Annotated in this window: 20 protein-coding genes and 4 tRNA genes; 13 read left to right on the top strand and 11 right to left on the bottom strand. The window is 51.6% G+C overall.

Annotation, left to right across the window (positions count from 1 at the left end):
• Positions 1–371 precede the first annotated feature (371 nt).
• Positions 372–1,331, top strand: a complete 960-nt coding sequence (locus QGG23_02445; GenBank protein MDP6048296.1) for a hypothetical protein — start codon at positions 372–374, stop codon at positions 1,329–1,331.
• Positions 1,332–1,584: 253 nt separating this feature from the next.
• Here the strand turns inward: QGG23_02445 and QGG23_02450 are convergent.
• Positions 1,585–1,657: transfer RNA gene (locus tag QGG23_02450), tRNA-Thr, on the bottom strand.
• Between the two features lie 130 nt (positions 1,658–1,787).
• Here QGG23_02450 and thiL point away from each other — a divergent pair.
• Positions 1,788–2,780 (top strand): thiamine-phosphate kinase, encoded by a 993-nt coding sequence (gene thiL / locus QGG23_02455; protein MDP6048297.1) that lies wholly within the window; start codon positions 1,788–1,790, stop codon positions 2,778–2,780.
• 177 nt (positions 2,781–2,957) lie between these two features.
• Complete coding sequence (locus QGG23_02460; protein ID MDP6048298.1) at positions 2,958–8,501, top strand: DUF4011 domain-containing protein; 5,544 nt, start codon at positions 2,958–2,960, stop codon at positions 8,499–8,501.
• 10 nt (positions 8,502–8,511) lie between these two features.
• Here the strand turns inward: QGG23_02460 and QGG23_02465 are convergent.
• A tRNA-Asn gene (locus tag QGG23_02465) sits at positions 8,512–8,588 on the bottom strand.
• A gap of 210 nt (positions 8,589–8,798) precedes the next feature.
• Between QGG23_02465 and albA the strand changes: the two genes are divergently transcribed.
• From albA to pth2, 4 genes are all read left to right on the top strand, one after another.
• Positions 8,799–9,074 carry a DNA-binding protein Alba gene (albA, locus tag QGG23_02470; protein MDP6048299.1) on the top strand — a complete coding sequence of 92 codons (276 nt, stop codon included), beginning with the start codon at positions 8,799–8,801 and terminating at the stop codon, positions 9,072–9,074.
• 60 nt (positions 9,075–9,134) lie between these two features.
• Entirely contained in the window at positions 9,135–9,647 is a 513-nt protein-coding gene (locus tag QGG23_02475) for a hypothetical protein (GenBank protein MDP6048300.1), read from the top strand.
• 71 nt (positions 9,648–9,718) lie between these two features.
• Positions 9,719–11,005, top strand: a complete 1,287-nt coding sequence (gene aspS, locus QGG23_02480; protein MDP6048301.1) for an aspartate--tRNA(Asn) ligase — start codon at positions 9,719–9,721, stop codon at positions 11,003–11,005.
• Entirely contained in the window at positions 11,006–11,374 is a 369-nt protein-coding gene (gene pth2 / locus QGG23_02485) for a peptidyl-tRNA hydrolase Pth2 (protein ID MDP6048302.1), read from the top strand.
• Positions 11,375–11,382: 8 nt separating this feature from the next.
• On the opposite strand, the gene QGG23_02490 is transcribed toward pth2, so the two are convergent.
• The 4 genes from QGG23_02490 to QGG23_02505 form a co-directional block, all read right to left on the bottom strand.
• Positions 11,383–11,982 (bottom strand): exosortase/archaeosortase family protein, encoded by a 600-nt coding sequence (locus tag QGG23_02490; protein MDP6048303.1) that lies wholly within the window; start codon positions 11,980–11,982, stop codon positions 11,383–11,385.
• A 193-nt stretch (positions 11,983–12,175) separates the two neighbouring features.
• A complete protein-coding gene (locus tag QGG23_02495; GenBank protein MDP6048304.1) occupies positions 12,176–12,337 on the bottom strand; it encodes a zinc finger domain-containing protein in 162 nt (53 codons plus the stop codon).
• Between the two features lie 36 nt (positions 12,338–12,373).
• Positions 12,374–13,576, bottom strand: coding sequence for an NAD(P)/FAD-dependent oxidoreductase (locus tag QGG23_02500; protein ID MDP6048305.1), 1,203 nt, complete (start codon positions 13,574–13,576; stop codon positions 12,374–12,376).
• Between the two features lie 10 nt (positions 13,577–13,586).
• Complete coding sequence (locus QGG23_02505) at positions 13,587–14,387, bottom strand: FKBP-type peptidyl-prolyl cis-trans isomerase (GenBank protein MDP6048306.1); 801 nt, start codon at positions 14,385–14,387, stop codon at positions 13,587–13,589.
• Positions 14,388–14,948: 561 nt separating this feature from the next.
• Between QGG23_02505 and QGG23_02510 the strand changes: the two genes are divergently transcribed.
• Together QGG23_02510 and QGG23_02515 are read left to right on the top strand one after the other, a co-directional pair.
• On the top strand, positions 14,949–15,086 hold the full coding sequence (locus QGG23_02510; protein ID MDP6048307.1) for a hypothetical protein: 138 nt from the start codon (positions 14,949–14,951) through the stop codon (positions 15,084–15,086).
• 30 nt (positions 15,087–15,116) lie between these two features.
• Positions 15,117–15,281: a DNA-3-methyladenine glycosylase gene (locus QGG23_02515; GenBank protein ID MDP6048308.1), complete on the top strand. Its 165-nt coding sequence runs from the start codon at positions 15,117–15,119 to the stop codon at positions 15,279–15,281.
• A 178-nt stretch (positions 15,282–15,459) separates the two neighbouring features.
• Here the strand turns inward: QGG23_02515 and QGG23_02520 are convergent, their stop codons facing one another.
• Positions 15,460–16,161, bottom strand: coding sequence for a hypothetical protein (locus QGG23_02520; GenBank protein MDP6048309.1), 702 nt, complete (start codon positions 16,159–16,161; stop codon positions 15,460–15,462).
• An 834-nt stretch (positions 16,162–16,995) separates the two neighbouring features.
• On the opposite strand from QGG23_02520, the gene QGG23_02525 reads away from it, so the two are divergent.
• Positions 16,996–17,823, top strand: a complete 828-nt coding sequence (locus QGG23_02525) for a M55 family metallopeptidase (GenBank protein ID MDP6048310.1) — start codon at positions 16,996–16,998, stop codon at positions 17,821–17,823.
• 67 nt (positions 17,824–17,890) lie between these two features.
• Here the strand turns inward: QGG23_02525 and QGG23_02530 are convergent.
• A tRNA-Ile gene (locus QGG23_02530) sits at positions 17,891–17,968 on the bottom strand.
• An 87-nt stretch (positions 17,969–18,055) separates the two neighbouring features.
• On the opposite strand from QGG23_02530, the gene QGG23_02535 reads away from it, so the two are divergent.
• Positions 18,056–18,131, top strand: a tRNA-Glu gene (locus QGG23_02535).
• 41 nt (positions 18,132–18,172) lie between these two features.
• Here QGG23_02535 and QGG23_02540 read toward each other — a convergent pair.
• Positions 18,173–18,847: an anaerobic ribonucleoside-triphosphate reductase activating protein gene (locus tag QGG23_02540; protein ID MDP6048311.1), complete on the bottom strand. Its 675-nt coding sequence runs from the start codon at positions 18,845–18,847 to the stop codon at positions 18,173–18,175.
• The gene (locus QGG23_02545) at positions 18,844–20,964 is read right to left on the bottom strand and encodes a ribonucleoside triphosphate reductase (GenBank protein ID MDP6048312.1); all 2,121 of its coding nucleotides are present in this window, start codon (positions 20,962–20,964) and stop codon (positions 18,844–18,846) included. The genes QGG23_02540 and QGG23_02545 overlap by 4 nt, the downstream gene beginning before the upstream one ends.
• Before the next feature lie 1,212 nt (positions 20,965–22,176).
• Here QGG23_02545 and sucC point away from each other — a divergent pair.
• Together sucC and sucD are read left to right on the top strand one after the other, a co-directional pair.
• Positions 22,177–23,316, top strand: coding sequence for an ADP-forming succinate--CoA ligase subunit beta (gene sucC, locus QGG23_02550; protein ID MDP6048313.1), 1,140 nt, complete (start codon positions 22,177–22,179; stop codon positions 23,314–23,316).
• Position 23,317: 1 nt separating this feature from the next.
• Positions 23,318–24,193, top strand: coding sequence for a succinate--CoA ligase subunit alpha (sucD, locus tag QGG23_02555; protein ID MDP6048314.1), 876 nt, complete (start codon positions 23,318–23,320; stop codon positions 24,191–24,193).
• Positions 24,194–24,196: 3 nt separating this feature from the next.
• On the opposite strand, the gene QGG23_02560 is transcribed toward sucD, so the two are convergent.
• Positions 24,197–24,751: a CoA pyrophosphatase gene (locus QGG23_02560; protein MDP6048315.1), complete on the bottom strand. Its 555-nt coding sequence runs from the start codon at positions 24,749–24,751 to the stop codon at positions 24,197–24,199.
• Positions 24,752–24,802: the final 51 nt, after the last annotated feature.

Genomic DNA, 24,802 nt, shown 5'->3' on the forward strand with positions numbered 1-24,802 from the left:
CCGTATCGGTTGTTACCTTAAAGATTTCTCGCTTTGATAGCTGACCACCAACCTAAATATTTCCCTGAACCTCTCTTTCGCGCGATGCTGTCCCGCGTCATGGTCCATTTTGGGGAGTCGGATAAATGTGGGCTATGCTAGTTGATGATGAACACGCGCGCCACTTTTTGGGGGTCGAGAGGAGTTAAGAAGGAAGAGAAGGCTCCTCCCTTTTCCTATCCTGCTAATGATCAGCATAAGGATGAGAACGAAGTCTACGCGCCTGATCGCGAGAAAGGGGGGCCTCAGGAAATAATTAGCCTCCCAACAACGATGATATTAACCCTCACTAAGATAGTTTTTCTGAAATGGTTTCCGTGCGCGCTGAAAGATTGCTCGATGAACCGATCATCACTAAGGCCACGCATCCGAGCATCGGTGCGAACATTCAAGGGCCCTCACTCATTCGAGTGCCGGACTGGCTGGAAGAGCGGTTAGGTCACTACTACCTTTATTTCGCAGACCACAAAGGTAGCTATATCCGGCTGGCTTTCGCTGATGACCTTCTGGGCCCGTGGACTGTGTATCCCCCGGGGAGTCTAAAGCTGGAGCAGTCAAAGTTTCCCACTACTCCCCTAAAATCCACCCCGGCAAAGGTTGAGGACGCTAGGACACGTGTCAGATCGACGGGCTTAAACTTAGAGGGGTTGGGGCATCACCTCATCAAGGAGTGGACGTGGCCCCACATCGCATCCCCTGATGTCCACGTGGACCACGGAAATGAGCGCATTGTTATGTACTTTCACGGCCTAGAATCCTTTGGCGAGCAGTTGACCCGGGTTGCCACCTCCCTGGATGGAATCAACTTCAATGTTAGACCCGAGATACTTGGTGGAAACTACTGGCGTGCCTTTACCCGAAACCGCTACACATACGCCTTAGCAATGCCGGGGCAGTTCTACCGTTCGAGAGACCCTCTATCCGGATTCGAGGAAGGACCGTTGCTTTTCAACCCGGACATGCGACACGCGGCGCTCCTGAAAGACAACGACACACTGAATGTATTTTGGACACAGGTAGGACACACACCAGAAAGGATCCTGCTGAGCACCATCGACATTTCGGGCGACTGGAAAAGCTGGAAGGAGAAGGATGCAACAGAGATACTTCGACCCGAAACCGACTGGGAGGGAGCAAACGAACCCCTAGAGCCTTCAGTGCGAAGCGTTGCATATGGGCACGCCAATCAACTGAGGGACCCCGCAGTCTACGTTCAAGACGACGATATATATCTACTCTATGCGGTCGCCGGCGAAAGTGGCATCGCGATTGCTAAACTGCACTTCGATTAAGAACGGGGATAAACTCCCCTGAAACTCAAAGAGTGTGCAGAAAAATCCAAGTGGGATGAACGGCAGGACCCTTGAGCTTTTTTCGACCGTCCTCTTCTCGTCACTTTGTTTCTCCGTGAAATGTCTTGCAAAATCCTGAACTCTCGACAACCCCCTGTCAGAACCAAACTTTAGAAACATGTAGTCCTAGCCTTAATCAAGAAAAAGACCTATCCGCACGCGTAGTTCTCCCAAACCATCCGCATTAAATAAGAGCCTCGGGCGGGAGTCGAACCCGCGGCCAACAACTTACGAGGCTGCCGCTCTGGCCACTGAGCTACCGAGGCATACTCACAAAACCCTAGACAATCCCTGATTAAAAATAGCTACGGTTCAATCCCTTGCCCTAGGGTCGCGATCCTCAAGGCACTCTCAAACGTTTTATCTGCATCCTTCCCAACACACACCCGATCACATATGGCAACGGCAGGGGAGATCGGCGAACGGGCTCTTATAGAGCGCATGCATCGATGGATCACCCCCATGCCCGGAACGCCTCTCCCCTTATGGGAGGACGCTTCTGCCATAGACCTCAGGGATGGCAGAGTCGCCGTCCTGAATACCGATATGCTGGTTTGGGAGACCGATGTCCCTCCTGGGATGACCCCCTACCAGGCGGCGAGGAAGGCCGTTGTCATGAACTTTAGCGATCTTGGGGCAAAAGGAGTCCCACCCCTAAGCTTCATGGCATCCATCGGGATACCCCGAGACCTCGAGGTGGAGATAGTCGAGGAGATGGCCAAAGGATTTGAGGCCGGCACTCGGGAGTACGGGGGATACGTTATCGGAGGAGATACAAATGAAGCCTCGGACATCGTTATTAGCGGAGTCGCCTTTGGTGTTTCATCGAAGGAGAGGATCATGACCCGAAAGGGGGCCAAGCCCGGTGAAATCCTTGCCACCACGGGGCCCTTCGGTCTTACTGCCGCCGCCCTCAAGACCCTCCTCACGGGACTGGAGGCTCCCGAGGGCCTAAAGGAGGCTCTGGTCCAATCAATTTATAATCCGAAGGCCCGGATTCGGGAGGGAATCGCCCTCGCCGAGTCTGGCGCAGTAACTTCCGCCATCGACTCCAGCGATGGACTCTCCGCGAGCCTCCACGACCTCTCCCGGAGCAGCAAAGTCGGCTTCAGGGTTGAGGCCCTTCCGATCCCCCCCGAAGTGGTCGCGTATGCTGATCATCATGAACTAAACCCGGACGATCTTGCCCTTTATGGTGGGGAGGAATACGAGCTGGTCTTCACCGTAGAGGAGGGACGTCTCGAAGAAGCCCGGGAAGCCTTAGCCCTTGTAGGATGCAGACTCCTAGAACTCGGCGTAGCTACCTCTGAAACAGACATCAGAACCGCCAAAAACGGAGTGGAGACCTCTATTGAAAAACGGGGCTGGGAGCACTTTATGGGGGCCTAAATTGGGGCTAGAAACCCCCTTAGAATTATTTTTAGTTAATGAAACATGTTTATACCCTCTCAATATAGGCTTTTTCCATGCTTTCCTGCGTGATTTTTCCTGCTCCATCTTGGGAGGCTGGAAATACCTTTATTCATGAGAAACGCCATGTTTATCACAGGAGGGTTAAAACAGCCTATGAATTCGGCTTCCCTATCCAAAGTTCTAAGCAGAGTCGACGATTGGAGGCTCAAACTCATTGATCTGAGCAGGAGGAATCGCTTAGTCAACTTCAGGCCCACCCGCAGCTCTAATCTTGAGTTTTGTAGACCTAGTATCAACCCTTTCTTCGAGAGACTCGTTGTAAAGGATAAATCTTGGTCGATCTGGGAGCCCCCTGAGGACTCTGGGGAACCCCCACGCAGGATCCGCCCCCGGAAAACCCAGATTGTTCCCAAAGAGATCAAAGCCGCCCGAGTACGTCGGGTCCTTAGGAACCTCTCGAGGCGCTCCGCCTCTGAGTACCGAGAGAGAGGGGTCCGGATCCTCTACGTCGCCTTCGGGACGCTCAGCTGGCGCGAGGTAGGGTCTAACCAGCCCCTTGTCTCCCCCATAGTCCTTACCCCCGTGGAGCTCACCCGGAAGACCAGCAGGGATCCTTACACGGTCCAGATTCCCGCCGTTGAGGACGAGGCTATTCTCAACCCTGCTCTCAGGCTCAAGCTTCACTTAGAGCACAAGATCGAGCTCCCCCCGCTCTTCGACTGGGACGAAAACTCCCTTACAACCTACCTCGCTGAGGTCCAAGAGACTATCCGAGAGACCGGCTGGGAGGTAGAGGACCGGGTTCATATGGGCCTATTTTCGTTCCACAAGCTGGTAATGTACCAGGACCTTATGGATAATGTGGATACCATCATAGAGCACCCCTTAATCCAAGCCCTCGCCGGAGTGAATCCCCCCCCTGTAGCGAGGGGGCCTCTGCCCAAAGCCGGGGAGCTGGACAACCTCGACCCCAAGGAGGTCTTTCAGGTTCTGGACGCTGACAGCAGCCAGCAGCTCTGCATCCAGTATGCTCTTGCAAGGCAGAGCTTTGTGATGCACGGCCCCCCAGGCACCGGAAAGAGCCAGACCATCGCGAACATGATCGGCGAGTTTATCGCCCGGGGAAAGACTGTCCTTTTCGTCAGTGAGAAGATGGCTGCTCTTGAGGTTGTTTACAACCGTCTCCGAGCTCGGAACCTGGAGGATTACTGCCTTGAGTTACACAGCCACAAGGCCAACAAACGGGACGTGGTGGCCGAGCTCAACAGGGCCCTCAACGAACACCTCAAAACTCAGGGCGCGATGAACGAAGAAGACCTAGAGCGCCTTATCGCTAGGCGGAATCAACTCAACGATTATGTGAGTGCACTTCACAACCGCAGAGAGCCCATCGGGTATAACCCCTACCAGATCTTTGAGGCTTTAGTAAGCCTTGAAGAGATCCCTCTTTTTCCAACAGGATTCAGGGCCTTCGACTCCTTGGACCAGAGGAAGCTCCTTGAACTCGAGGACAAGGTCAGGAGGCTCTCCAATGCTTGGAGGGTTGTCGAAGAAGGAGATATCTTTCCATGGAATGGGTGCATCGAGGAAAATTACACCCTAGAGACACGGTCTCAATGGATTCACCTCTTAGAGAACACTATAGCGACGGCAAACGATATGGAAATAGCCTCCGAAGAATACGCTCAGATCCTGGGACTAGAAATCCCAGGCACGATAGAGGAGTACGAGCGTCTCCAGAAGATTACTGAGCTCATTAGCGCGACACCAAGGCCCCTCCGGAAATGGCTTGTAGACGCAGACCTTCGGACTATACAGTCTCTCGTTGAGAAGAGCCGGAAGCAGTGGGGCGAGTACTGGGCCTGGGTGGGGGCCCTCGAAAAGGATTACGATACTAGACTGATCCTCATACCCCCAGGAACTGCGGGCAGGATCGAGGAAGCTTGGGAGGGCCTCGCAGAGCTCCTCGCCCCGATATCGGAGGGTGACGGGGGTCTTCTCAAACACTTGCTGGGTCTGGAAGCCTTCCTGAGGAAGGTCTCGAAGAGGCTCAAGGAGCTGAAGGGGAGCGCCGAACAGATCTCCTCATTCCTTGGGTTGAAGGGAGAAGTTGAAACCCTAGAGAAGGTCACTTTTATTTCCAAGCTCGCCCGAATGTGCAAGACTGAGTTCAGGCCCATGAGGTCATGGCTCGACCGGAGTGGCCTAAATGAGGCCACACAGCTTTTGGAGACACTAAAGAACGATCACTCTCATAGGGAAAAGCTTAGGGAGAGGCTTAAAACCTATGATGACGCTGTCTTAACCCTGGAACTCGACGAGATAATCGAGTACTTGGAGGGCCCCGGTAGCTCTTTCTTCAGGGTATTGATGCCCAGCTACTACAGGGCCAAGGGAGCCATCTCCAAGGTGACACAGGACGGGGGGTTCCCAGCGACGGCCGTCGAGGATCTCAAGGCTGCGCGAGAACTCCGCGGAATTCTAGAGAAGCTGGACGCAAACCTCGAGAAGGCTAGGAAGACTTTGGGCATCTACTACAAGGGTAAGGACCCCGACTTTGATGGAGCAGAGGTAGCCCTCAAGAACGCCTCCAATACCCTCCGATTAGCCGGGACCTCTAGAGCCCCAAAGACCCTTAGGGACAATCTATCCGTATACTCGGAACCGAACGAGACCCTCCTCCGGTACAGTGAAGCGCTGTCTGGATCCCTTACCGAATGGAGAGCTGACGAAAGGAAGCTACGAGGGGTGCTTCCCTCGAAATTAATGACGAATTCTGGGGTCTCTATGCGGAAAAGTGGCTTCCGGGAGGTGGAATCTTGGGCGATGGACTCGTTGGAAAAGCTTGTAAACCTTTCTAGGTTATCATCGGGAGCGTTGGCAACACGTCTCCACAAGCACCCGGCGACCTTTGTGGGTCTAGTGAAAGACCTGAGGACCGTAGAGGAAATCCAGAGATTCGAGGATGAGGTGGACAGCCGCTCTGAGGAGATGAGGGACATTTTTGGCCTACTCTATAGTGGCCTCAGGACGGACTGGAACGGGGTCCTCGAGGCACTGGGGTGGACTCGGACGCTAATCAGAGCCCTCCCCCGAGGGGTCTCTGAGAGGTTAGCTCAGGGCATCTCTCAGGATGGACCCCCTCTTCCCCCTGATCCCCTTATCGGGGAGAGGTGGAGCAATATTTCTCTATCCTTGGACTCCATCGATGACCGTTTCGAGAGAGAGCTTTGGCCTGAGCCAAGGGGACGTTTGACTCTTGAAAAGGTGAGAACAAGTCTAGGTGTCCTTCGATCCAGGATTGATGACCTCCAGACCTGGGTGGACTTTAACACCCAGGAGACCGAGATCAGGAATGCAGGGCTCGGGCAATTCCTTGAGATCCTCATAGCCGAGAGGGTCGAGAGGGATCGTCTTGTAGACGTCTTCAGGAAGGCCATGTACCAGGGGCTCTTGGATGCCGTATTTAAGGAGGATGCAGTCCTCAAGAATTTTAGGGGACAGGACCATGAGCAGCTCATCAAGGATTTCCAGGATCTGGATCTCCGTTTCATTCAATTGACCTCCCAAAGGGTGATCGAGATCGCCAACGAGCAAAAGCCCCAGGGGGTCTTCGTTCAAGCCCCAGACTCGGAGATCACTGTGTTGATGCGGGAGGCTGCGAAGAAGCGTCGCCATATGCCCTTGAGGTACTTATTCGAGCGTATCCCGAATCTTGTTAGGAGGTTGAAACCCTGCCTTATGATGAGCCCTATCAGCGTGAGCCAGTTTCTGATCCCCACGGGGGCCCAATTCGATCTCGTGGTCTTCGATGAGGCCTCTCAGATCTACACCGAGGATGCTGTGGGCTCCATCTACCGGGGGGATACCCTAGTGATCACCGGGGATCCGAAGCAGCTTCCGCCCACCCCCTTTTTTCAACATACTATAGATGATGACTTTGACTGGGACGAGGAGGGCTACGAGTTTGACGTCTTCGACAGCGTCCTCGATGAGTGCATGAGTATCGGCCTCCCTGTCAGGATGCTAAAATGGCATTATCGTAGCAAACATGATTCCTTGATCAGCTTCAGCAACGACAGATTTTACAACGGCAATCTCGTGCTTTTCCCCTCCTCAAGGATGGACTCAGACCTAGGTCTCGAGCTAATCCACGTTAAAGACGGCCTTTACGACAGAGGGGGCAGGAGAAATAACGTGAGGGAGGCCGAAGTAGTGGCTGATCTCGTCTTCGAGCACTTCGAGAGGCACCCTGAGAAGACACTTGGCGTGGTCACTTTCAGTTTGAGCCAGATGAATACCGTGCAGGACGCCGTGGAAGTCCGGCTCCAGGAGCATCCCACGTTCGAGAAGTTCTTCGTAGAGGATAGGCTCGACGGATTCTTCGTAAAGAATCTAGAGAACGTTCAGGGTGACGAAAGGGACGTCATGATCTTTAGCGTTGGATATGGCTACGACACAAATGGCAAGATAACGATGAACTTCGGTCCTCTCAACAAACAGGGGGGAGAGCGTCGCCTTAATGTAGCTGTAACCCGTGCCCGGGAGAAGGTGGTTCTTGTGAGTAGCATCAAATATGATGACATCAACCTCCAGGCAACACAGGCCGAGGGGGTTCACAGTCTTCATCATTATATGAGGTTTGCTGAGAGGCGCCCCCGGAACCTTAAGGACGTTGAGGCCCAAGAACATATCCTCATCTCCCAGTTGGACGAAAAGGTTGCCGAGGAGGTGAATCGCCTAGGTTACAAGACGGTGCCCTTGGTGGGCTCCGGGGCGTTCAGGGTGGACCTAGGGGTTTTAGACCCGGCTGATCCGAGTAGGTTTATCCTGGGCATCATGTGCGACGGGGAGAACTATGTGACCGCTGACACAGCCCGGGACAGGGATCGCCTTAGAATCCAGGTCCTGGAGAACCTTGGGTGGAGGATCCACCGTATCTGGGCTCCTGACTGGGTGCAAAGGCAGGATACCGAGGCGCAGAGGCTAGCGAAGGCTCTCAAAGATGCCAACGAGGAACCCAGACAGGAAGCGACGAAAAAGGCCTTGAAACCTCCCACCACGCAAAGGAACATCCTTAATCAGGTGAAGGTAGTGGACACCCCCCCAGGGGAGCTTCCTGGTGTGGAGCCCTATAGGTTTGTGAAGCTGAAACCCGATTACCTTTTCACTAGATACTCTCCGGATCACAGGGAGCGATATTTGAGGGAGTACCACTCCGAAGTGAGGCGGCTCCTACCCCAGCTGGTTAAAGGGGAGGGGCCCATCCACGTGGAGCTCGCGTTTAAGAGGATGAACAACGCCTTTAGGCTGAGCCGGGCAACGAACGCATTTAGAGTGGCCTTCCAGGAGGAGGTAGAGGTACTCGAGAAAGATCAAATTGAAATGAAGGGCGATTTCCTCTGGCCAAAGGGAATTGATTCAGTCCGGGTGAGAGCCCCGGTAGATGGCGTTACCGAGAGCTTCAGGCCCATAGAGTACATCTCCCCTGAGGAGATACTAAAGGCGTTGACTATGGTCACCGGGTACTCCTTTGGGATAAGGAAGGAGACTCTACTCAATGAGACAGCACGCCTCCTCGGATTCAAGCGGATGGGACCTAAAATTCTGGAAGCCTTGCAGCTAATCTATCATAGGGCTCTTAACTCCGGAAAGATAGGTCTAGAGGACAAACTCGTGGTCCTCAAGAAGCGTTAATTGAAGAATCTGGCGCCGCCGATCGGATTCGAACCGATGACCAACTGGTTAACAGCCAGACGCTCTACCGAGCTGAGCCACGGCGGCAAAGTCTACAAGCATATGGTAATACCCATATTAATCTTTGACTAGTATCGGTCGGCTACAATTCTAGACACTAAATCCCATATTTATCCTATTTTTATTGGATGCAAACAGTTTTTCACCGTTTTCCAAATTATTGAGAACGCGACAAACTTTTAATAGGTACGTTCAACAAGTAGCACACCTAAATCTAAGATATTTGGAGGAGTCAAAATGTCGAGATCGAACACCGTTTTCATTGGTAGAAAACCGGTCCTAAACTATGTGCTAGCTTGCTTGATCTTGCTCAAGAGCGCTGAGAAGGAAGTCTTCATTAAGGCGAGGGGAAGATCGATCAGCACAGCGGTTGGCGTGGTAGAAGTGATCAAGAATAGGTTCGTAAACGACTTGAAGGTCTTGGACATCAGCATTGGAACCGAGAGGCTTACATCTCCTGACCGAGATCAACCAACTAATGTGAGCAGTATCGAGATAAAGGTCATGAAATGAGAATAGCCAACTTGGTGTCTGACATCTGGCTTCTCTGGGAATCGCCGGAGGAACGGCCAAGTGCAAACACAACTATGTGAGTTCTGCTTGAAGAGTGGGATGCTCTGCAACATGTGTCAGGAAAAGGTCAATACAGGTGTAGTTAGCGATCTTTATCTGAAGGTGGCCCAGTATCTGCTAAAAGTCGAGAGAAAGAATCCCCAGCTCCAGAAGGGGAGGCTGGAGAAGGTGATCGATGTGGGGGGCTTCCTCGTCCTCGTGGTTGGACGGGGGGACCGTAACAAATTCATGGGGGATACCGGGAGGCTCCCCAGGGACGTGGGCGATGAGTTCAATCGAAGGGGCTTAGTCATAGAGGATGGTCTCAACGACCGGGGGTTCCTCGAGGACCTGTTCACGGGGCAGCACATTATTACCATAAACATTATCTGGCTCCCAGATGGCACCACGGAGACTCGAGTCGTACTTCAGGGACGCGGGGCTCGGCGCCTGAGCCTAAAGAGGCTTAACGCTTTGACGAGGATCGCGAAGGGGGTCCGGAACATGGACCTCAGGGTAGAGTACGTCTTCTGATCCACCAAAGTTCTTATTACTCAAGAGATTGTTAGCCCATAGGCTCTACAAGGATAGGTGTGTTACCTAGATTGTTTGAACGAGTTTACATTGAGGACTCCAAGGGGATGTTGGGGGAAACGGTCACCATCGCCGGATGGGTCACCCGGTCCCGAGATCTCAGGAAGATCATATTCATTGTGCTCCGGGACAAGACTGGAGACATCCAGATCACGGTGAAGAAAAATGGTTCCAATGATTTCGGTGATCTCGTCTTGGGCCGGGAGGATGTCCTCAAGGTCACTGGGAGGGTGGTGGAGACCCAGGTCGCCCAGGCAGGGATCGAGTTCATCCCGGACAGTATCGAGGTCCTGAATAAGGCACAGCAGCCTCTCCCTTTTGACCTGTTCGGCCCGGTGAAGGCAGAGATTGATACGAGACTCAACTATCGTTTCATGGATTTCAGGAGGCCAAGAAGCAACGCAATCTTTAGGGTACAGGACACTCTTCTGACGTCTTTCAGGAGGTTTCTCACGGACCAGAATTACCTTGAGTTTCAGCCCCCCTGTGTTATAGCTTCTGCGTCTGAAGGGGGAGCCGACCTGTTCAGACTCCCCTACTTCGAGAAGGAGGCGTTCCTCGCACAGAGTCCCCAGCTCTACAAGCAGATGTGTGCTATCAGTTTCGAGAAGGTATACACCATCACACCGATCTGGAGAGCGGAAAAGTTCAACACCCCTACCCATCTCAACGAGGTACGTCAGATGGATATTGAACAGGCCTTCGCCGACGACGAGACGGTGATGAAAGTACTGGAGGAGATCTTTGTCCATATGCTCACAGATGTTAATGAAAAGTGCCCCAAGGAAATGGAGCTCCTGGAACGGGAGATCATCATTCCCGAGTTACCCTTGAAGAGGATCACATACACCGAGGCTGTGGAGATGCTACAAGCCTCCGGAGAGGAGATAGCATGGGGTGACGACTTCTCGAAGCCCCAGGAGAGGAAACTCACAGAGCTGGTGGGGGATGAGGCGTTCTTCATGAAGGATTGGCCCAGTGTCCAGAAGGCCTTCTATGCTATGCCTTATGAAGATAACCCCGAGGTAGTCCACGCCTTCGACCTATTATACAGCGGAGTTGAGATTAGCAGTGGCACCATGAGGATTCACATCCCTGATCTTCTGAGGGAGCAGCTCCGGAAGAAGGGGCTCAATCCAGACAACTTTTTCCACTACATCGAGAGCTTCAGTTACGGGGCGCCCCCCCACGCAGGGTGGAGCATCGGGTTAGAGAGGCTCACCATGACTGTAACGGGGATGAAAAACATCCGGGAATGCTGCATGTTTCCTAGGGACAGAGACCGGTTGGTGCCCTAGGTGGGCAAAAACTCCTTCGGGTACAAGATGTGCATCGTTCTCCGAATGGACCTCGGGATGAGCACCGGGAAGCTTATCGCCCAGGCAGCACATGCCGCCGTCGGGGCATCGGATCTCGGTAAGAAAGAGAACCATAAGGCTTGGCGCAACTGGAGGGATAAAGGGGCCAAGAAGGTGTCATTAGAGGCCGAGTCCCTCAAGGAGCTCAAAGAACTCCAGAGTAAGGCAGTTGATCTCGATATCGTTAACATCATCATCCAGGACGCTGGCCACACCGAGGTGCCAACAGGTACCATCACCGCCCTGGGGTTGGGCCCGGATAAGTCTGATCTGCTAGACAAGGTTACGGGCTCGCTGCCGCTCATCTAGTAGGACGCCTAGTCTTTTCCCTTGACGAACATGGGCTTGAATCCGTCGAGTAGGGTGATTAGTGTGTCAGCGAACCCAGGAAGAAACCACTTGCTAATAGTAATAATAAGGATCGCAATGCCAATGACTCCATAGATGAAGCTTATCGGATAGTGGTAGGTATCTACCGTGGGATTCGTGAAGAACCATGTGAACGGAGGCAGATTGAAAGCCGTTAGGTAGACTATGATGAAGATTCGGGACAAATTCATGAGAAAGACAAGGACCCACCCGAATGCGAGGCTAATGGCCTTCCTTTGCCAGCTCCCTCTGTTAAGGGGTAGGATCAGGGCGACTAGGACACCCCAAACATGAATCGCTGTGCACTCCCGTATGATGATGACGTAGACGTCCCGGGCGCCCCCCATAAGGCTCAAATATGCGAGTCCATTGTCGACCCCGTTGCTTGAGGAGAGTTTCAGTAAGGTAAAAATTCCCGTCATGATCTCGGCTGTGAGCCTTTCGAGCCATGCGCTTGGGACGAGCTCGAACCCCCATGCAATAGTAAGGAATAATAGGATATAGAACAGAGTAGCCCGCATAGGCTCTGGGAGGCCTCTGACCGTCATTTTCTGTAATAGTTGTCCGACAATGAAATATATTTTTTTTGGCAATTCTGAAGTATCCCCAACAGAGCTCAAGGAAACGTTTCTCGCGGGAGTTTTCTGTAATGCTTAACAATCTACATTATATCAACCAAAACCCAGTATCACCAAATGGTGATCTGTGTAAATGTGCTGTTTGCGACGAAAAAACTCAAGCCTAGGGACCTTTAAACCCACATCCAGGACAGGTGTATGCCCTCCCAAAGAGTCTACACCTTTCACATCGTAAGATGGAGACGTTACCGCAGCTGGGGCACTGAAACTTTACGGTCTTCTCGCCGGGGGCTGTCCTCTTACTGCAGGAGATACAGGATGGCATTTTGCTCAGCTTACTATCAAGCCCACAGCCGATTATTTAAAGGTTAAATCGGCTCTTGAACTCCTCCAAGGCGAGGTGGCCAACAGTGCCCGTTAGGACCCGAAGCATCCCAGGGTGGGTGAGAGCCTTCCTGAGAAACTCGCTTTGAAGGTCCATATCGCCTTCTGCAATGAACTTCTCCAGGATCGGCTCAAGGCCAGCTGACTTGACTGATGCGAAAATCTTATTCATCCGGGGATCAGGAATGGAGTTTAGGAACCTCCGCATCCTGAGCATTGAGGAGAACTCCCCTCCAAGAGCCTCCCGCCACCTTTTATCGTATCGTCTGAGGAAACTCGCAGAGTAGTCTCCCTCTTCGAGGGCCTGAATCGCCGTCTCAGCAGCTATTATCGCGCACATACCCCCTAAGATGACTCCTCCCCCCGTGGTAGGTTTCGTGTGACCAGCAACATCCCCAACCAGGAGTATTCCTTCCCCGTGTGTCTTGTCAATAGGTCCCCCGGTTAGCACGGGCCATCTCGTGGGCTCTTCGCACTTCGAGAGCCCAAATCGGGCCTTGATGAAGCTCCTGAGGAGTTCCAAGGCGTCCCCCTTACTAGTAGCAAGGCCGCAGCGTATCTCGTCCTCTCCGTTTGGCACCGCCCAGGCGAACATTCCCTCTGCTAGTTTCTTCCCCAACCAGACTTCTACCATGTCAGATTCCAGTTGGGCGCCGGGGACGTTGGCGTTGATGCCCGCCAAGATACCGCTTTCCGGTTTATGGAGCCTCACTTTTTTAGCTAGAGCGCCAGAAACGCCCTCTGCATCGATCACTATACTTGCTTCGATTTCTAGGTCTCCCCTGACCCCGACAACCTTGCCGTTCGTAATGATAAAATCTCGGATACGGTGTTTTGTCTCGATCTCAGCCCCTGCGTCCCTCGCGGCATCAGCAAGATGTTTGTCAAAGACGGTTCTGTCCACGATGTAAGCCCGGGTCTTCCTGCCCATTATCCTGATCCCAGTGCCGTTCGGGGCGAAGGCTGTGCCTCCCTTGATCTCATGCCTGAGAAAATCGATGTTTGGTTCCACCCCGATGCGATTGAGTCCCTCGATGCTCAGGACCCCTGCACAGTGGTTAGGGGTACCTATCTTCGGATGCTCCTCGAAGACCTTGACTCGAATGCCTTGAGCAGCAAGCTCCCGGGCAGTGATGAGTCCCGCGGGCCCACCGCCGACGACGGCTACCTCCGTCCTCAAGGGGACTTCCCTAGCCGGCCCGCTTTATGACCTCGGTGTATTCGACCATGGCGATATCATCATAGTAGCGTTGGATATCGAGGGCAACGCCACTCTTCGCGATCTGGATGTTATCCCCAAAGAAGATCTCGTAGGGAATCTCGATTTTGACCTTTGTCTTCATTATCTTGATCTTGAAGAGGCTTAGATCAATTCCCATGAACCGACGCCCTAGGAGAGCCCTAATCTTATCCTCGTCGTTATCATGTTTGACACTAGGCTTGACATGGTAGACGATTCTTCTGCCTGCAAGAGGATGGTTGTAATCAAGCTGGATTCTACCCCCACCCATACTCCGAACAACTGCGGTTCTACCGTCTAGCGTCAATTGCTGCCCTACGACAGGGTTGATCCCTTTTGATCTGAGGACCCTGAAGGGGACCATCCTCACATTCTCCGGGTTCCTCTCTCCGAAGGCCTCCTCGGGGGGAATTTCTACCTCGGCTGTCTCCTGGAGCTTGAGGCCGACGAGGCGATCATCTAAGCCCTTGAGGACCCAGCCTTCTCCTATGACAACTAGCTTTGAGCCGTAGGTTTTCTCTTCTTCATGTATGTTCTCTCTCTTAGCGAGCTCCTCGTCTGTGGTGTCAAAAATCTCGTCAGTTTCCAGTGTCCTCCCGGTCATCTCCACTAGGATAAAGTCACCCTTCTCGATGACGGGCTCCTTTTTCTTGAGTTTCTCTTCTTTCACTGGCTGCTCTTCGGGAGCCGCCACAGGACCCTCTACGGGGTTTTCTTCCTGTTCCTCTTTGAACTTATCCTCTTCACTCATCGTGATTCCTTCAATGTTAACGTCTGATGACATCTGCCACTAAATGCTTGGACCCACCTCAGAAAAACATATTGAGGTTTAAAGTCTTTCTGTAAGGAGGAGGCATTACCGTTTAGGCTGTGCATCTTAGCTTGGATAACCGTTTAAAAAACTACGATTCAGATCCTTCTTTGTAAAATTTTCTGACAAGGACTCACCATCTGGAATACTATGAAAGAGTAACACATCAGATACCTCTGTGCGATAAGCCGTTCGGTGAGGAGGGAGATTCTCTGGGCCTCAAAAGAGGAGAGGTTAACCCCGAGGTGCTCAGTGAACCGACAAGGATTGATGAAAAATCACTCGCATAGCATCTGAGCATACTAGAATACGATTTCTTTATCCAAAAGCTAGAGATGGACGTCGTGGTCATCTATGGTCTAACCCAAGAGGGAGGCCATGGACTACGTGGACAAGTGAACAATAGCCGAAATGACGGAGACCCTAAATAGACCCGATCCGAAGAAACCTCTTCCCATTTCGTTCTAATCAAGGGAACCTGGGGTAGTTGCGCAGAGGATTTTGGGGAAGCGCCTCGTTCGTGTGCTTTACCGCGAGGTCCTGGAGGAGGATACCCTGGAGACCGGAGCATACTTTGGGGCCGGGGATATCGAATTGAGGGTCTTCCACGGGAGGAAGAAATACAATACCCTCATATGATGAGAACCTAGGCAGATCTTCATCTACACCATGCACTGGGTGTTCAATGTCGTTGTCCTTAAAGTCAATAAGATCGGTGCGGTGCTCATCAGGGCGATTGAGCCCACCCTGAGGATGGAGTCCATGCCAAACTATAGGCCCATAGACTCCTCGAGAGCTCTCACGAGCGACCCTCGGGAGCTGGTCCTCGCCTAGAGATCCATCTGGGCACTCGTGGTTCCTCTGTTCTAGGAACTAGAAGCGAGATCCGAATACTGAACTTAGGCTCAGATCCCGTAATCAGAACTTTGTAGGATCGGTATCACGAAAGACTAGACTTGGATCTCAGGTTCTACGTCAAAGAGAACCTGTAAGTGTCCCGGTGAGGGCGCCATCAATCTATGAGGGAGAAAAAGTCATCAGTAAGATAGCGGATGAATTCGTCGAGGCTGCTCTTACTGAACAGGGTGACAACGCAGTTCCGTGACACACCAACGGTGATTCCCCGCTTTTGTATCCCGAACACTACATACCAGATTTTCCCGTGCTCCTTGTAATCCTTGTAGAGTCCGGTGTCAGCTAGGCTTTCCCCGGCGAGGCAGAGCTTGTTGACCCCTGGGATGTCGACGTTGTCAAACCAGATAAGCCGAGTGGCCTGTGGGTTCGACTCGTGAAGGTTCATCAGGATTTCGTCAGGGATTCTGACCTCGACGATAGCTCCAGTGACCCCGAAGAGGATCTCGCTGACCTTGTTGGCAACATGGTTGGTGAGGAGCTTTTTGACCCCTCTGGCAACGCTGGGGGCCACTACAATTAGGAAGGTTCGCTTTTCATAGGGCTTTACCCAGAATGGGGCTTCCTCGGTAACGGGGGTCTCCACCATCTTCCTCTTGTAGTGCCGGGGCTTCACATAATCCCTCGCGAAGACCCCCTTAATGGAGTCCTCCGCCAGCTCTAGGTCGAGGACCTCCGTGAGGAGGGATATGACCTCCTCCCCTTCCCAGTCCTCCTCTTCCCTGAATGCCTGTAACTTTTCATAGACCTTAGCGAGGGATATCTTCTCTCTGATCTCGAACGTCTTGGCGGGCAGGACCATTTAAAAGAGTTATGAGGATCCTCAGTTTTAAGGTGAACGGACCTAGGATATTTTTTACGTTAAAAAATAAGAGATACAATCAGTGATTCAAAGTCTTATATCGCGGCGGACTTGGGTCTTCTCAACTGTAGATTCGTAACTATGGATGAGGATGATTCCATCGCGGAAGCAGTGGCCGTGAAGTTCAGGAGGATAACTTAAGTGGGAATAAGCAAGGGGGTAGAGGTCCTCATCGGAGAGAGGACTGTCTTGTGGATCTCTGGGGAATGACCGTGATCCCGAGGCGTATAAACTCTCCCTGCCACATCTTTTAGGAGTGGTGGTGAGAGAAATTCTGATGGATTCAGCAAGGAGGCGGGCTATTCCATTGCGGATCTCCAGACCCGTCTCGCAGAGAAGACTGCGGAGACTCCTAAAGGTGAGGGGGTCATGGGCTATAGGGAGGACAACTCCAAGCTGACTGAAAAGCGGTATCCCCCCCGGGGGGGGATCTTGATAGGACTATCAAGGATAATCCAGTACTCCTCTCCACGGTAGGAGGGCATTTTTCCATCTCTAACAGACTCGCGTTTGAGCTAGTAAAAGTGAGCAAGGACTCCCTTAATCCAGTTAGTGGGAGGTTTGACTGGAACCTCGAGACAGAGGATGTGACCGGAAATGGTGGTCTTAGAGGGACATCCTAACTGTGCCAAAAATGGAGAACGTCGACATCCCGGTAGACATGGCTATCCTCGACAGGAGGGTGATCTACCGACGGATGACCGCCTGAGCCTCGTGGGTTTCTCCTGAAAAGCATTTATCAGCGGAGTGTCAACCCTACATGGGAGATTCTAAATGAAAGTTTTCATCTCAGTGGATATGGAAGGGATATCCGGCGTCGTAGACGGGAGCCAAACGGGCCGTGATAAGGCTGAGTACAGGACGGGGAGGGCCCTTATGGTGGCCGACGTGAACGCTGCCATTGACGGTATCTTGGAGGTAGTCCCAGAGGCCGAGATCGTGGTGAGCGACGCCCATGGAGGTATGAGGAACATCGAGCCCGAAGTTCTCAATAAGGCGGCGGTGCTGGTCCGGGGGACCCCCAAGCCCCTCACCCAGATGGCAGGGATCGACAGCAGCTTCGATGCCGTTTTCTTTGTGGGATACCATGCTAAGAAGGGGACTAAGCATGGGGTGCTAAGCCACACGATCTCAGGGCGCACCATTGAGAGCGTCACCATCAACGGGATGGAGGTGGGTGAGACCGCTATCAATGCGGGGATCGCAGGCCACTTTGGAGTCCCATTGGTTTTCCTAGCGGGGGATCAGTCGACAGCTCAGGAAGCGAAGGAGCTGGATCCCGGCATTGAGGTAGCGGTGGTGAAAGAAGCCATTGGGCGAACCTCAGCTAGGTGCCTCCACCCCGATATCGCGAGGGCCCTTATCCGGGAGAATGCCACAAAGGCCTTGAAAGGGGGAGTGACCGTGAAGCCATTCGTGTTTAAGACTCCAGTGGAGATAGTCGTCAGGTTTACCAACTCAAGATTAGGGGATGCTGTTGAGTTTATGCCCTCCGCTGAGAGGCTCGACGGAAAAGGGTTCAGGTTTATTCAAAATGACTTCCTCGGGGCCTTTAACGCACTGAGAGCCTCAATCTTCATTGCCAGTGCCGTCTCCACTTAATCTCATCTTTTCGCGGGCGTGAGAAAAAAGACGGCTTTAGACTCGTGCATGAATCAATGATTTTAAATGGTGGGCCCGGAGGGATTTGAACCCACCACCACCTGGTTATGAGCCAGGTGCTCTAACCAAACTGAGCTACGGGCCCCCAACAAGATACCTGGCCAACCCAGATAAAAACACCACCCCAACCCGGGAAAACATATAAACGCCCCAATACCAATAACCCCCCCTGGCTCCGGTGGTGTAGTCCGGTCAAGCATTCCAGCCTTTCGAGTTGGAGATCCCGGGTTCGAATCCCGGCCGGAGCACCTATCCAGGGATGAAAGCTTCTATTTCCCATGTCCTCGGGCTAAATCCTTAGAATAACTTCATCTACGTAGCTTTCCATAAGCTCCCCGAACCCTTTAATCACTCCCCTTCCGAAAGGCTTTACCTCTCGAAATTCCGGGTCCAATGTGTCACCAGAGACAAACTGCTGGAACGCGAACCGTCTAGCTCCTGATACAGCCCTTCCCATCTCTAAAACTGCTCCTTCATCCACTAAGCCTGGAACCACGGTGCACCTGAACTCATAATCCTCTCCCTTCGCAAGCAGCAGCCCCACGCTCTCTATTAACGCCTCAGAGGAACCACCTATCTCACCGTAACGCCCGGGCGCAGTCTTAATATCCATGGCAACATAGTCAACGAGCGCCAGACACTCCCCCAGCACGTCTGGCCTCATTCCATTAGTGTCTAGTTTTACCGAGAAGCACTTTTCCTTCAGCCTCTTGAGAAACTTCGGGAGCCCTTCTTGATAGGTGGGTTCTCCCCCTGTTATCACCACAGAGTCGATGAACCTTCGTCTCTTTCCTAATATGTCTAATGCCTCATCCTCTGATAGGAAAGGCCCCTCAGGCTCAATTACGATTCTCCAATTTTGACAAAAAGGGCACCGGAGATTACATTCCGGCACAAAAAGAATAGAGGACACCCGATCAGGGTAGTCCACGAGAGTAGATTTCTTGAACCCGCAGAACCTCACTCTTGATTAGCCTCAACCAGGCTCACGCCCCTATCATAGGTCTCACGCATTCGCCACTCCGATCGCTTCCCGTCGTTCCATTGATCAACAGGCCTGAGATATCCCACGACCCTTGAGTAGACTTCCGCAGGGGAGTTACACTCGGGACATTTTGGATGATTCCCGCGGAGATATCCGTGGCTCTGACAGACGCTGAAAGTCGGGGTCAAAGTAAAGTAGGGAACAGAAGAGTTTTCTGCAATCTTCCGCACCAGATCAGATGCAGCCTTCCAACTAGGAGCTTGCTCCCCTAAGAAGGTGTGAAGAACAGTCCCGCCCGTATAGAGAGGTTGAAGCTTGTTCTGATGCACCAATGCCTCAAAGACATCATCGGTGTAATCCACTGGGAGATGCGTCGAGTTAGTGTAGAATGGCTCTGCACCTCCCGACATATAACTCTCGTTTGCCACTGTGATGTTCGGGTACTTCAACTTATCAATCTGTGCTAGACGATATGATGTGCCCTCAGCAGGACTTGCTTCGAGGTTGAAGATGTGTCCCGTCTCTTCCTGGTAGTCGGAGAGTCTTTCTCTCATGAAGTTCATTACCCTCTCAGCGAAACTGAGCCCCTCGGGGGAGGCAATACTTGTGTCCATCAGATTCAGGCACGCCTCGTTCATCCCAACGAGGCCTATCGTTGAGAAGTGGTTCGCCCAGTATGAGTCAAAGGCTTCCTTAACTCTGCGCAGGTAGTATCTTGAATACGGGTATAGCATTTTCTCTGTGAACCTCTCTACCACTTTGCGCTTGATGACGAGGCTATCCTTCGCCATATCCATGAGCTCCCCCAGTCTCTCCATGAATTTATCCTCTGATGGTTGTTCGTAGCCAATCTGAGGCATATTCATTGTTACAACACCAATGGATCCCGTCAGCGGGTTCGACCCAAAGAATCCCCCGCCCCGCTTCCGCAGCTCTCGATTATCGATCCTGAGGCGACAGCACATGCTTCTCACATCCTCTGGGTTCATATCGGTGTTGATGAAATTCGAAAAGTATGGGATACCATACTTTGCCGTCATCTTAAAGATCTGTTCTGCGACAGGGGACTCCCATTCGAAATCTTCTGTGACGTTATACGTAGGGATGGGGAATGTGAAAACTCGACCTGAGGCGTCTCCTTCGCTGAGTACATTAGCAAATGAACTGTTGAAAAGGGCCATTTCCTTTTCAAAGTCCCCGTAAGCCGCGTCCTGAATTTTACCCCCGATTATGACTGGTTCATCTTTGAGGAATTTTGGAACGTTAATGTCTAGGGTGATATTTGTGAAGGGTGTCTGGAACCCGACTCTGGTTGGAACATTTATGTTGAAAAGGAACTCTTGCATAATCTGTTTTAATTCCTGTTCTTCTATTCCATCGTATCTTATGAATGGGGCTAGGTATGTGTCAAAGTTGCTGAAGGCCTGGGCCCCGGCAGCCTCTCCCTGAAGCGTATAGAAGAAGTTTACCACCTGACCTAAAGCGGTCCTGAGATGCTTCGCCGGTTTACTCTCCACCTTCCCCGGTACTCCCTTAAATCCAGATAACAGCAGATCCGGTAGATCCCAGCCCACACAATACGGTCCCAGAACCGCGAGATCATGAATATGGAAGGCCCCTGACCTGTGCGCTTTCCCTATATTCGGTGGATAGATCCGGTTTAACCAATAATTCGAGATTACGGATGATGAGAGATAGTTATTTAGGCCTTGGAGGCTGTAACTCATGTTCGAGTTCTCTTTCACCCTCCAATCTGCGCGGTCCAAATACTGTTCTACCAGATCATCAGAACTCAGCAGTGCCGCCATCTCCCGCATTTCTTTATGCTGCTGCCGATACAGGATGTAAGCCTTAGACATTTTGGCATGCCCATTCTGAATCAGGGTATTCTCCACAATGTCCTGAACTTCCTCTACTGTGGGAACCCCATCTAAACCAACCCTTTCATGGATTTTTTCTACTGTTTGATCGCTCAACCCTTGAGCAATATATCGTTCCTTTCCGCCAACCGCCTTAAACGCTTTCCAGATCGCCTCAGTGATCCTTTCTTGGTCGAATTTAGCGAGTTGTCCGTTTCTCTTTCTGACATAAGCCATCTTTTCTACCTCAACTCTTTCTATACACGCACTTCTTCCATCTGGGCCGCGAGGAACTCATGTTCCATCATCCAATTAAGTTATTCCGCCTTTCTTTTGAGAACTTCCACGACGCTATTGGATCGACATTCAATGTATACTTTTTTAAGACTGCGGTTATCTAAGTTGAATTTATCTTTTTTTAAAGAGATTCTAACGTTACTCTTGAAAAATCGACTTTACTCAACTTATGTCTGTTTCCTTAATGCATTTTTGACTTTCTATCCAGCTTTATACTACTAAATCCGCACGCCGTTACCTACTAGTTGGCCAGCTCCTGAAGTTGTTTGTTAGTTTGCCCAGTGGATTGCGTGTTTCACGTTCATTCCAATGAAGCCGTGGCATATAAAGTAGAACAATTCATGTACTCTCATGTTTGTTGGGGTTATACCCTTTATAGAAAACAATTCGCTTATTCGCGTTTTTGTTGGATTTATATCATTTGTAGAGAACAATTTACGGAGTCTTTTAGGGCGAGCCCAAGATAGGATCAGCCTGCCATGGATAGCTTTCATTTCTCATTTTCTTGGCATTTCAAGTTTGATAAGCAGCATTTGACGAAATGCTTCTTTATCACTTTAAAGAGGGGATCAAGCGTCTCGCGGTTTACTGAGTAGAGTCGCTCTCTGCCTTTCTTCTCAACGTTAACAAACTGACACCGAACCAGGGGGCGGAGATTATGAGAAATCATGCTCTGCTCTTTGCCCAATGTTTCAGCAAGTTGAGTCACGTTCATCGGGTTCTCCATTAAGCTCTCTAATACCGCTAATCTCGTTGGATTTGCCAGAGTTGAGAAGAAACGGTAGCAAGTCTCACTTATGCCTTTTTTCACCTTGTTAATCACATGATACTTTCTTCATATGAAAAATATATCATTAATATATAACATTTATCGGGTAAGCTAGCTTTCTTTGACGCCTTTGTTAAAAAGTCATATGCGTGACGTCAAGATCTGTCAGGTCCTAAAGGACATTAGTATAGTCGTGGCTATCATCAGGTATCTGAGATACTCCGGGGGATAAGAGGCTCTCTACACCTTTCATCAACACATATGAGAGTATTGACTATCTTATCGAGGTACACAAGTGAGTGCTATCCTAGTTTTTGTTTTCATACCCTTTATTTTATTAATCTGGAAGCAACTGTTCTAGTTGCCGGTCGGGTGACTGCCGAGTGAAGCTCCTCGAGTATCAGGCGAAAAAGATCTTTCTGGATTATGGCATTCGAACCCCGAGAGGAAACCTTGTGGATTCCGTGAGAAAGGCAAGGGAGGCCGTAACTAGGCTAGGGACCGTGGCAATAAAGGCTCAGGTACCTGTGGGGGGGAGAGGAAAAGCGGGGGGCATACAATTTGCGGACTCCCCGGATTATGCTGAACTTGTCGCCATGGATCTTTTGGGTTCAGAGGTTAGAGGTGCTAAGGTCGGACGACTTCTTATAGAGGAGAAAATTGATTTTACCGATGAGCTCTATCTAGGCGTTACAGTTGATCGGAGGACCAGGTCCTACGTGGTGCTGGCCTCCAGAGAGGGGGGCGTTGATATTGAGGAGGTCTCATCTATGACCCCTGAAAGTATCGTGAGGCACTCTGTGGACCCCGTGATCGGTCTGAGGGATCACCATAGCAGGAGGATCGCCGATCTTCTAGGCTATTCCGGAGATGAGATGTTCTCCCTCGCCTCGATTATTGGGAGATTGTATCGTGTCGCTTGGGAGAAGGATGTCGAGCTCACTGAGATTAATCCCTTGGTTTTAACACCCGATGGATTCGTAGCCCTGGATGCCCGTCTGAACATAGATACTAATGCTCTTTTTAGGCATCCGGATCTCGTGGAGGTCTCCAGATCTGGGGGCTTTAGCGATCTATCAACGAGGGAGATAAAGGCACAAGACCTTGGTCTCACCTATGTGGAGCTGGATGGCAACATTGGGATCGTGGGAAATGGAGCGGGGCTCACAATGGCCACCCTCGATACTGTGACCCTCTACGGAGGACGACCTGCTAACTTCTTGGATCTCGGTGGAGGGGCCTCCGCGGAGAGGATCGAGGCCGGGGTCTCCTTTGTAATGGAGGACTCTCGTGTGAAGGCGGTCTTCGTAAATATTCTAGGGGGCATCACTCGCTGCGATGATATAGCAAAGGGATTAGTGATGGCAAGAAGTCGGATGGGTGCTGATATACCTCTTGTCGTCAGGCTTGTCGGCACAAACGAGGAGAAAGGTAGGAGGTTTCTCAGAGCCCAGGGGATATCCACTTTGGAGACAATGGAGGAGGCAGCAGAGAGGGCAGTCTCCTTGGTCGGGGGGAGCTGAACTGGTCAGGTTCATAAACGCCGATACCCGGGTCCTCGTCCAGGGGATAACTGGTACCCAAGGCAGCTTCCACACGAGGCTCATGCTGGATTACGGGTCTAGGATCGTAGCGGGAGTTACTCCAGGAAGAGGAGGAATTGAGGTTGAGGGTGTGCCTGTCTTTGACTCAATAGCCGAGGCGCAGCTTCATGTAGAAGTTGATGCATCGATTCTTTTTGTCCCGGCTCGATTCGTTCTCGATCCCGCCTTAGAGGCTGTTGAGGCAGGGATTGACCCGGTGATAGTAATTACTGAGGGTGTGCCCGTTAGAGATACCATGGAGCTTGTGGCCCACGCTCGGCTGAGGGGCACGACAATCATCGGGCCGAACTGTCCCGGGATAATAAAGCCGGGTGAGATAAAGATGGGGATAATGCCCGAGCAGGTTTTCCAGAGGGGAAACATCGGAATCGTGTCACGTAGCGGGACCTTGTTCTACGAGATTGCATCCCATATTTCCAGACGTGGGCTAGGGCAGTCCACCTGCGTAGGCATAGGGGGTGATCCCGTAGTGGGCCTTGATTTCATTGATGTTTTGCGGTGGTTTGAGGAAGACGATGATACGGAGGCCGTCGCCCTGATCGGGGAGATCGGCGGGGATGCTGAGGAGAGGGCTGCGAAATTCATCTTAAATGGTGGGTTCACAAAGCCTATTGCCGCTTACATTGCGGGTAGGGCAGCAATTCCAGGTAAGAGTATGGGCCACGCAGGAGCCATAGTGTTAGGCAATTTTGGGACTGCCATCGGAAAAATTGAGGCGCTTAGGAACGCAGGAGTAACTGTGGGTGATCTGCCTGGGGATGTAGCTGACGCGCTTGCTAGGTTCCTGAAGGACTGAAGACTATGTCTCGCCATTGAGAATGTCAAAAACTTTCTCTAGCATCCTGTAAGTGAGACCCCATATTACTTTTCCTTTGAGGAGGTATGCGGGAACTTCTCGAGGACCTACCCTGGTTTTGCCCCGGGACACATCCAACTCCTCAAGGGGTATCCAATAGTGCGCTATGAGCTCCTCGTTCAGGACCATCTCTGGGGGATCCTTACAGAAGAACATGAAAGGTTGTATGCATAGATCGGGAATCACCGTCGAGTGGAGGCCGTCAAGAGGTCCAATGGTCTTGCAATGTGTCAGGTCTATCCCTGTTTCCTCCTGTGTTTCCCTGTATGCTGTTGCCATGAGGTCTGGATCTCCGTGGTCTCGCCTTCCTCCGGGGAACGCCATATTTCCAGACCAGGGATATCCCGTGCGTATTGCTCTCATAACAAGAAGGACTTTGAGTGTTCCCCCAGTCTCAATAAATAGCATGGTTACAGCTGCGTGGGCAGAGTCATCTTGTTTTGTGTGCCTATTCCGGATAATCATAGTAATGTGGTTGAGCATGGGGGTTACCGCCATTTGAGATGTGGACCTGAGCTTAATTTGTGTTTAATGGTGGAAGGAGTGCCT

The organism is Candidatus Bathyarchaeota archaeon, assembly GCA_030739585.1.
GTDB lineage: Archaea > Thermoproteota > Bathyarchaeia > TCS64 > TCS64.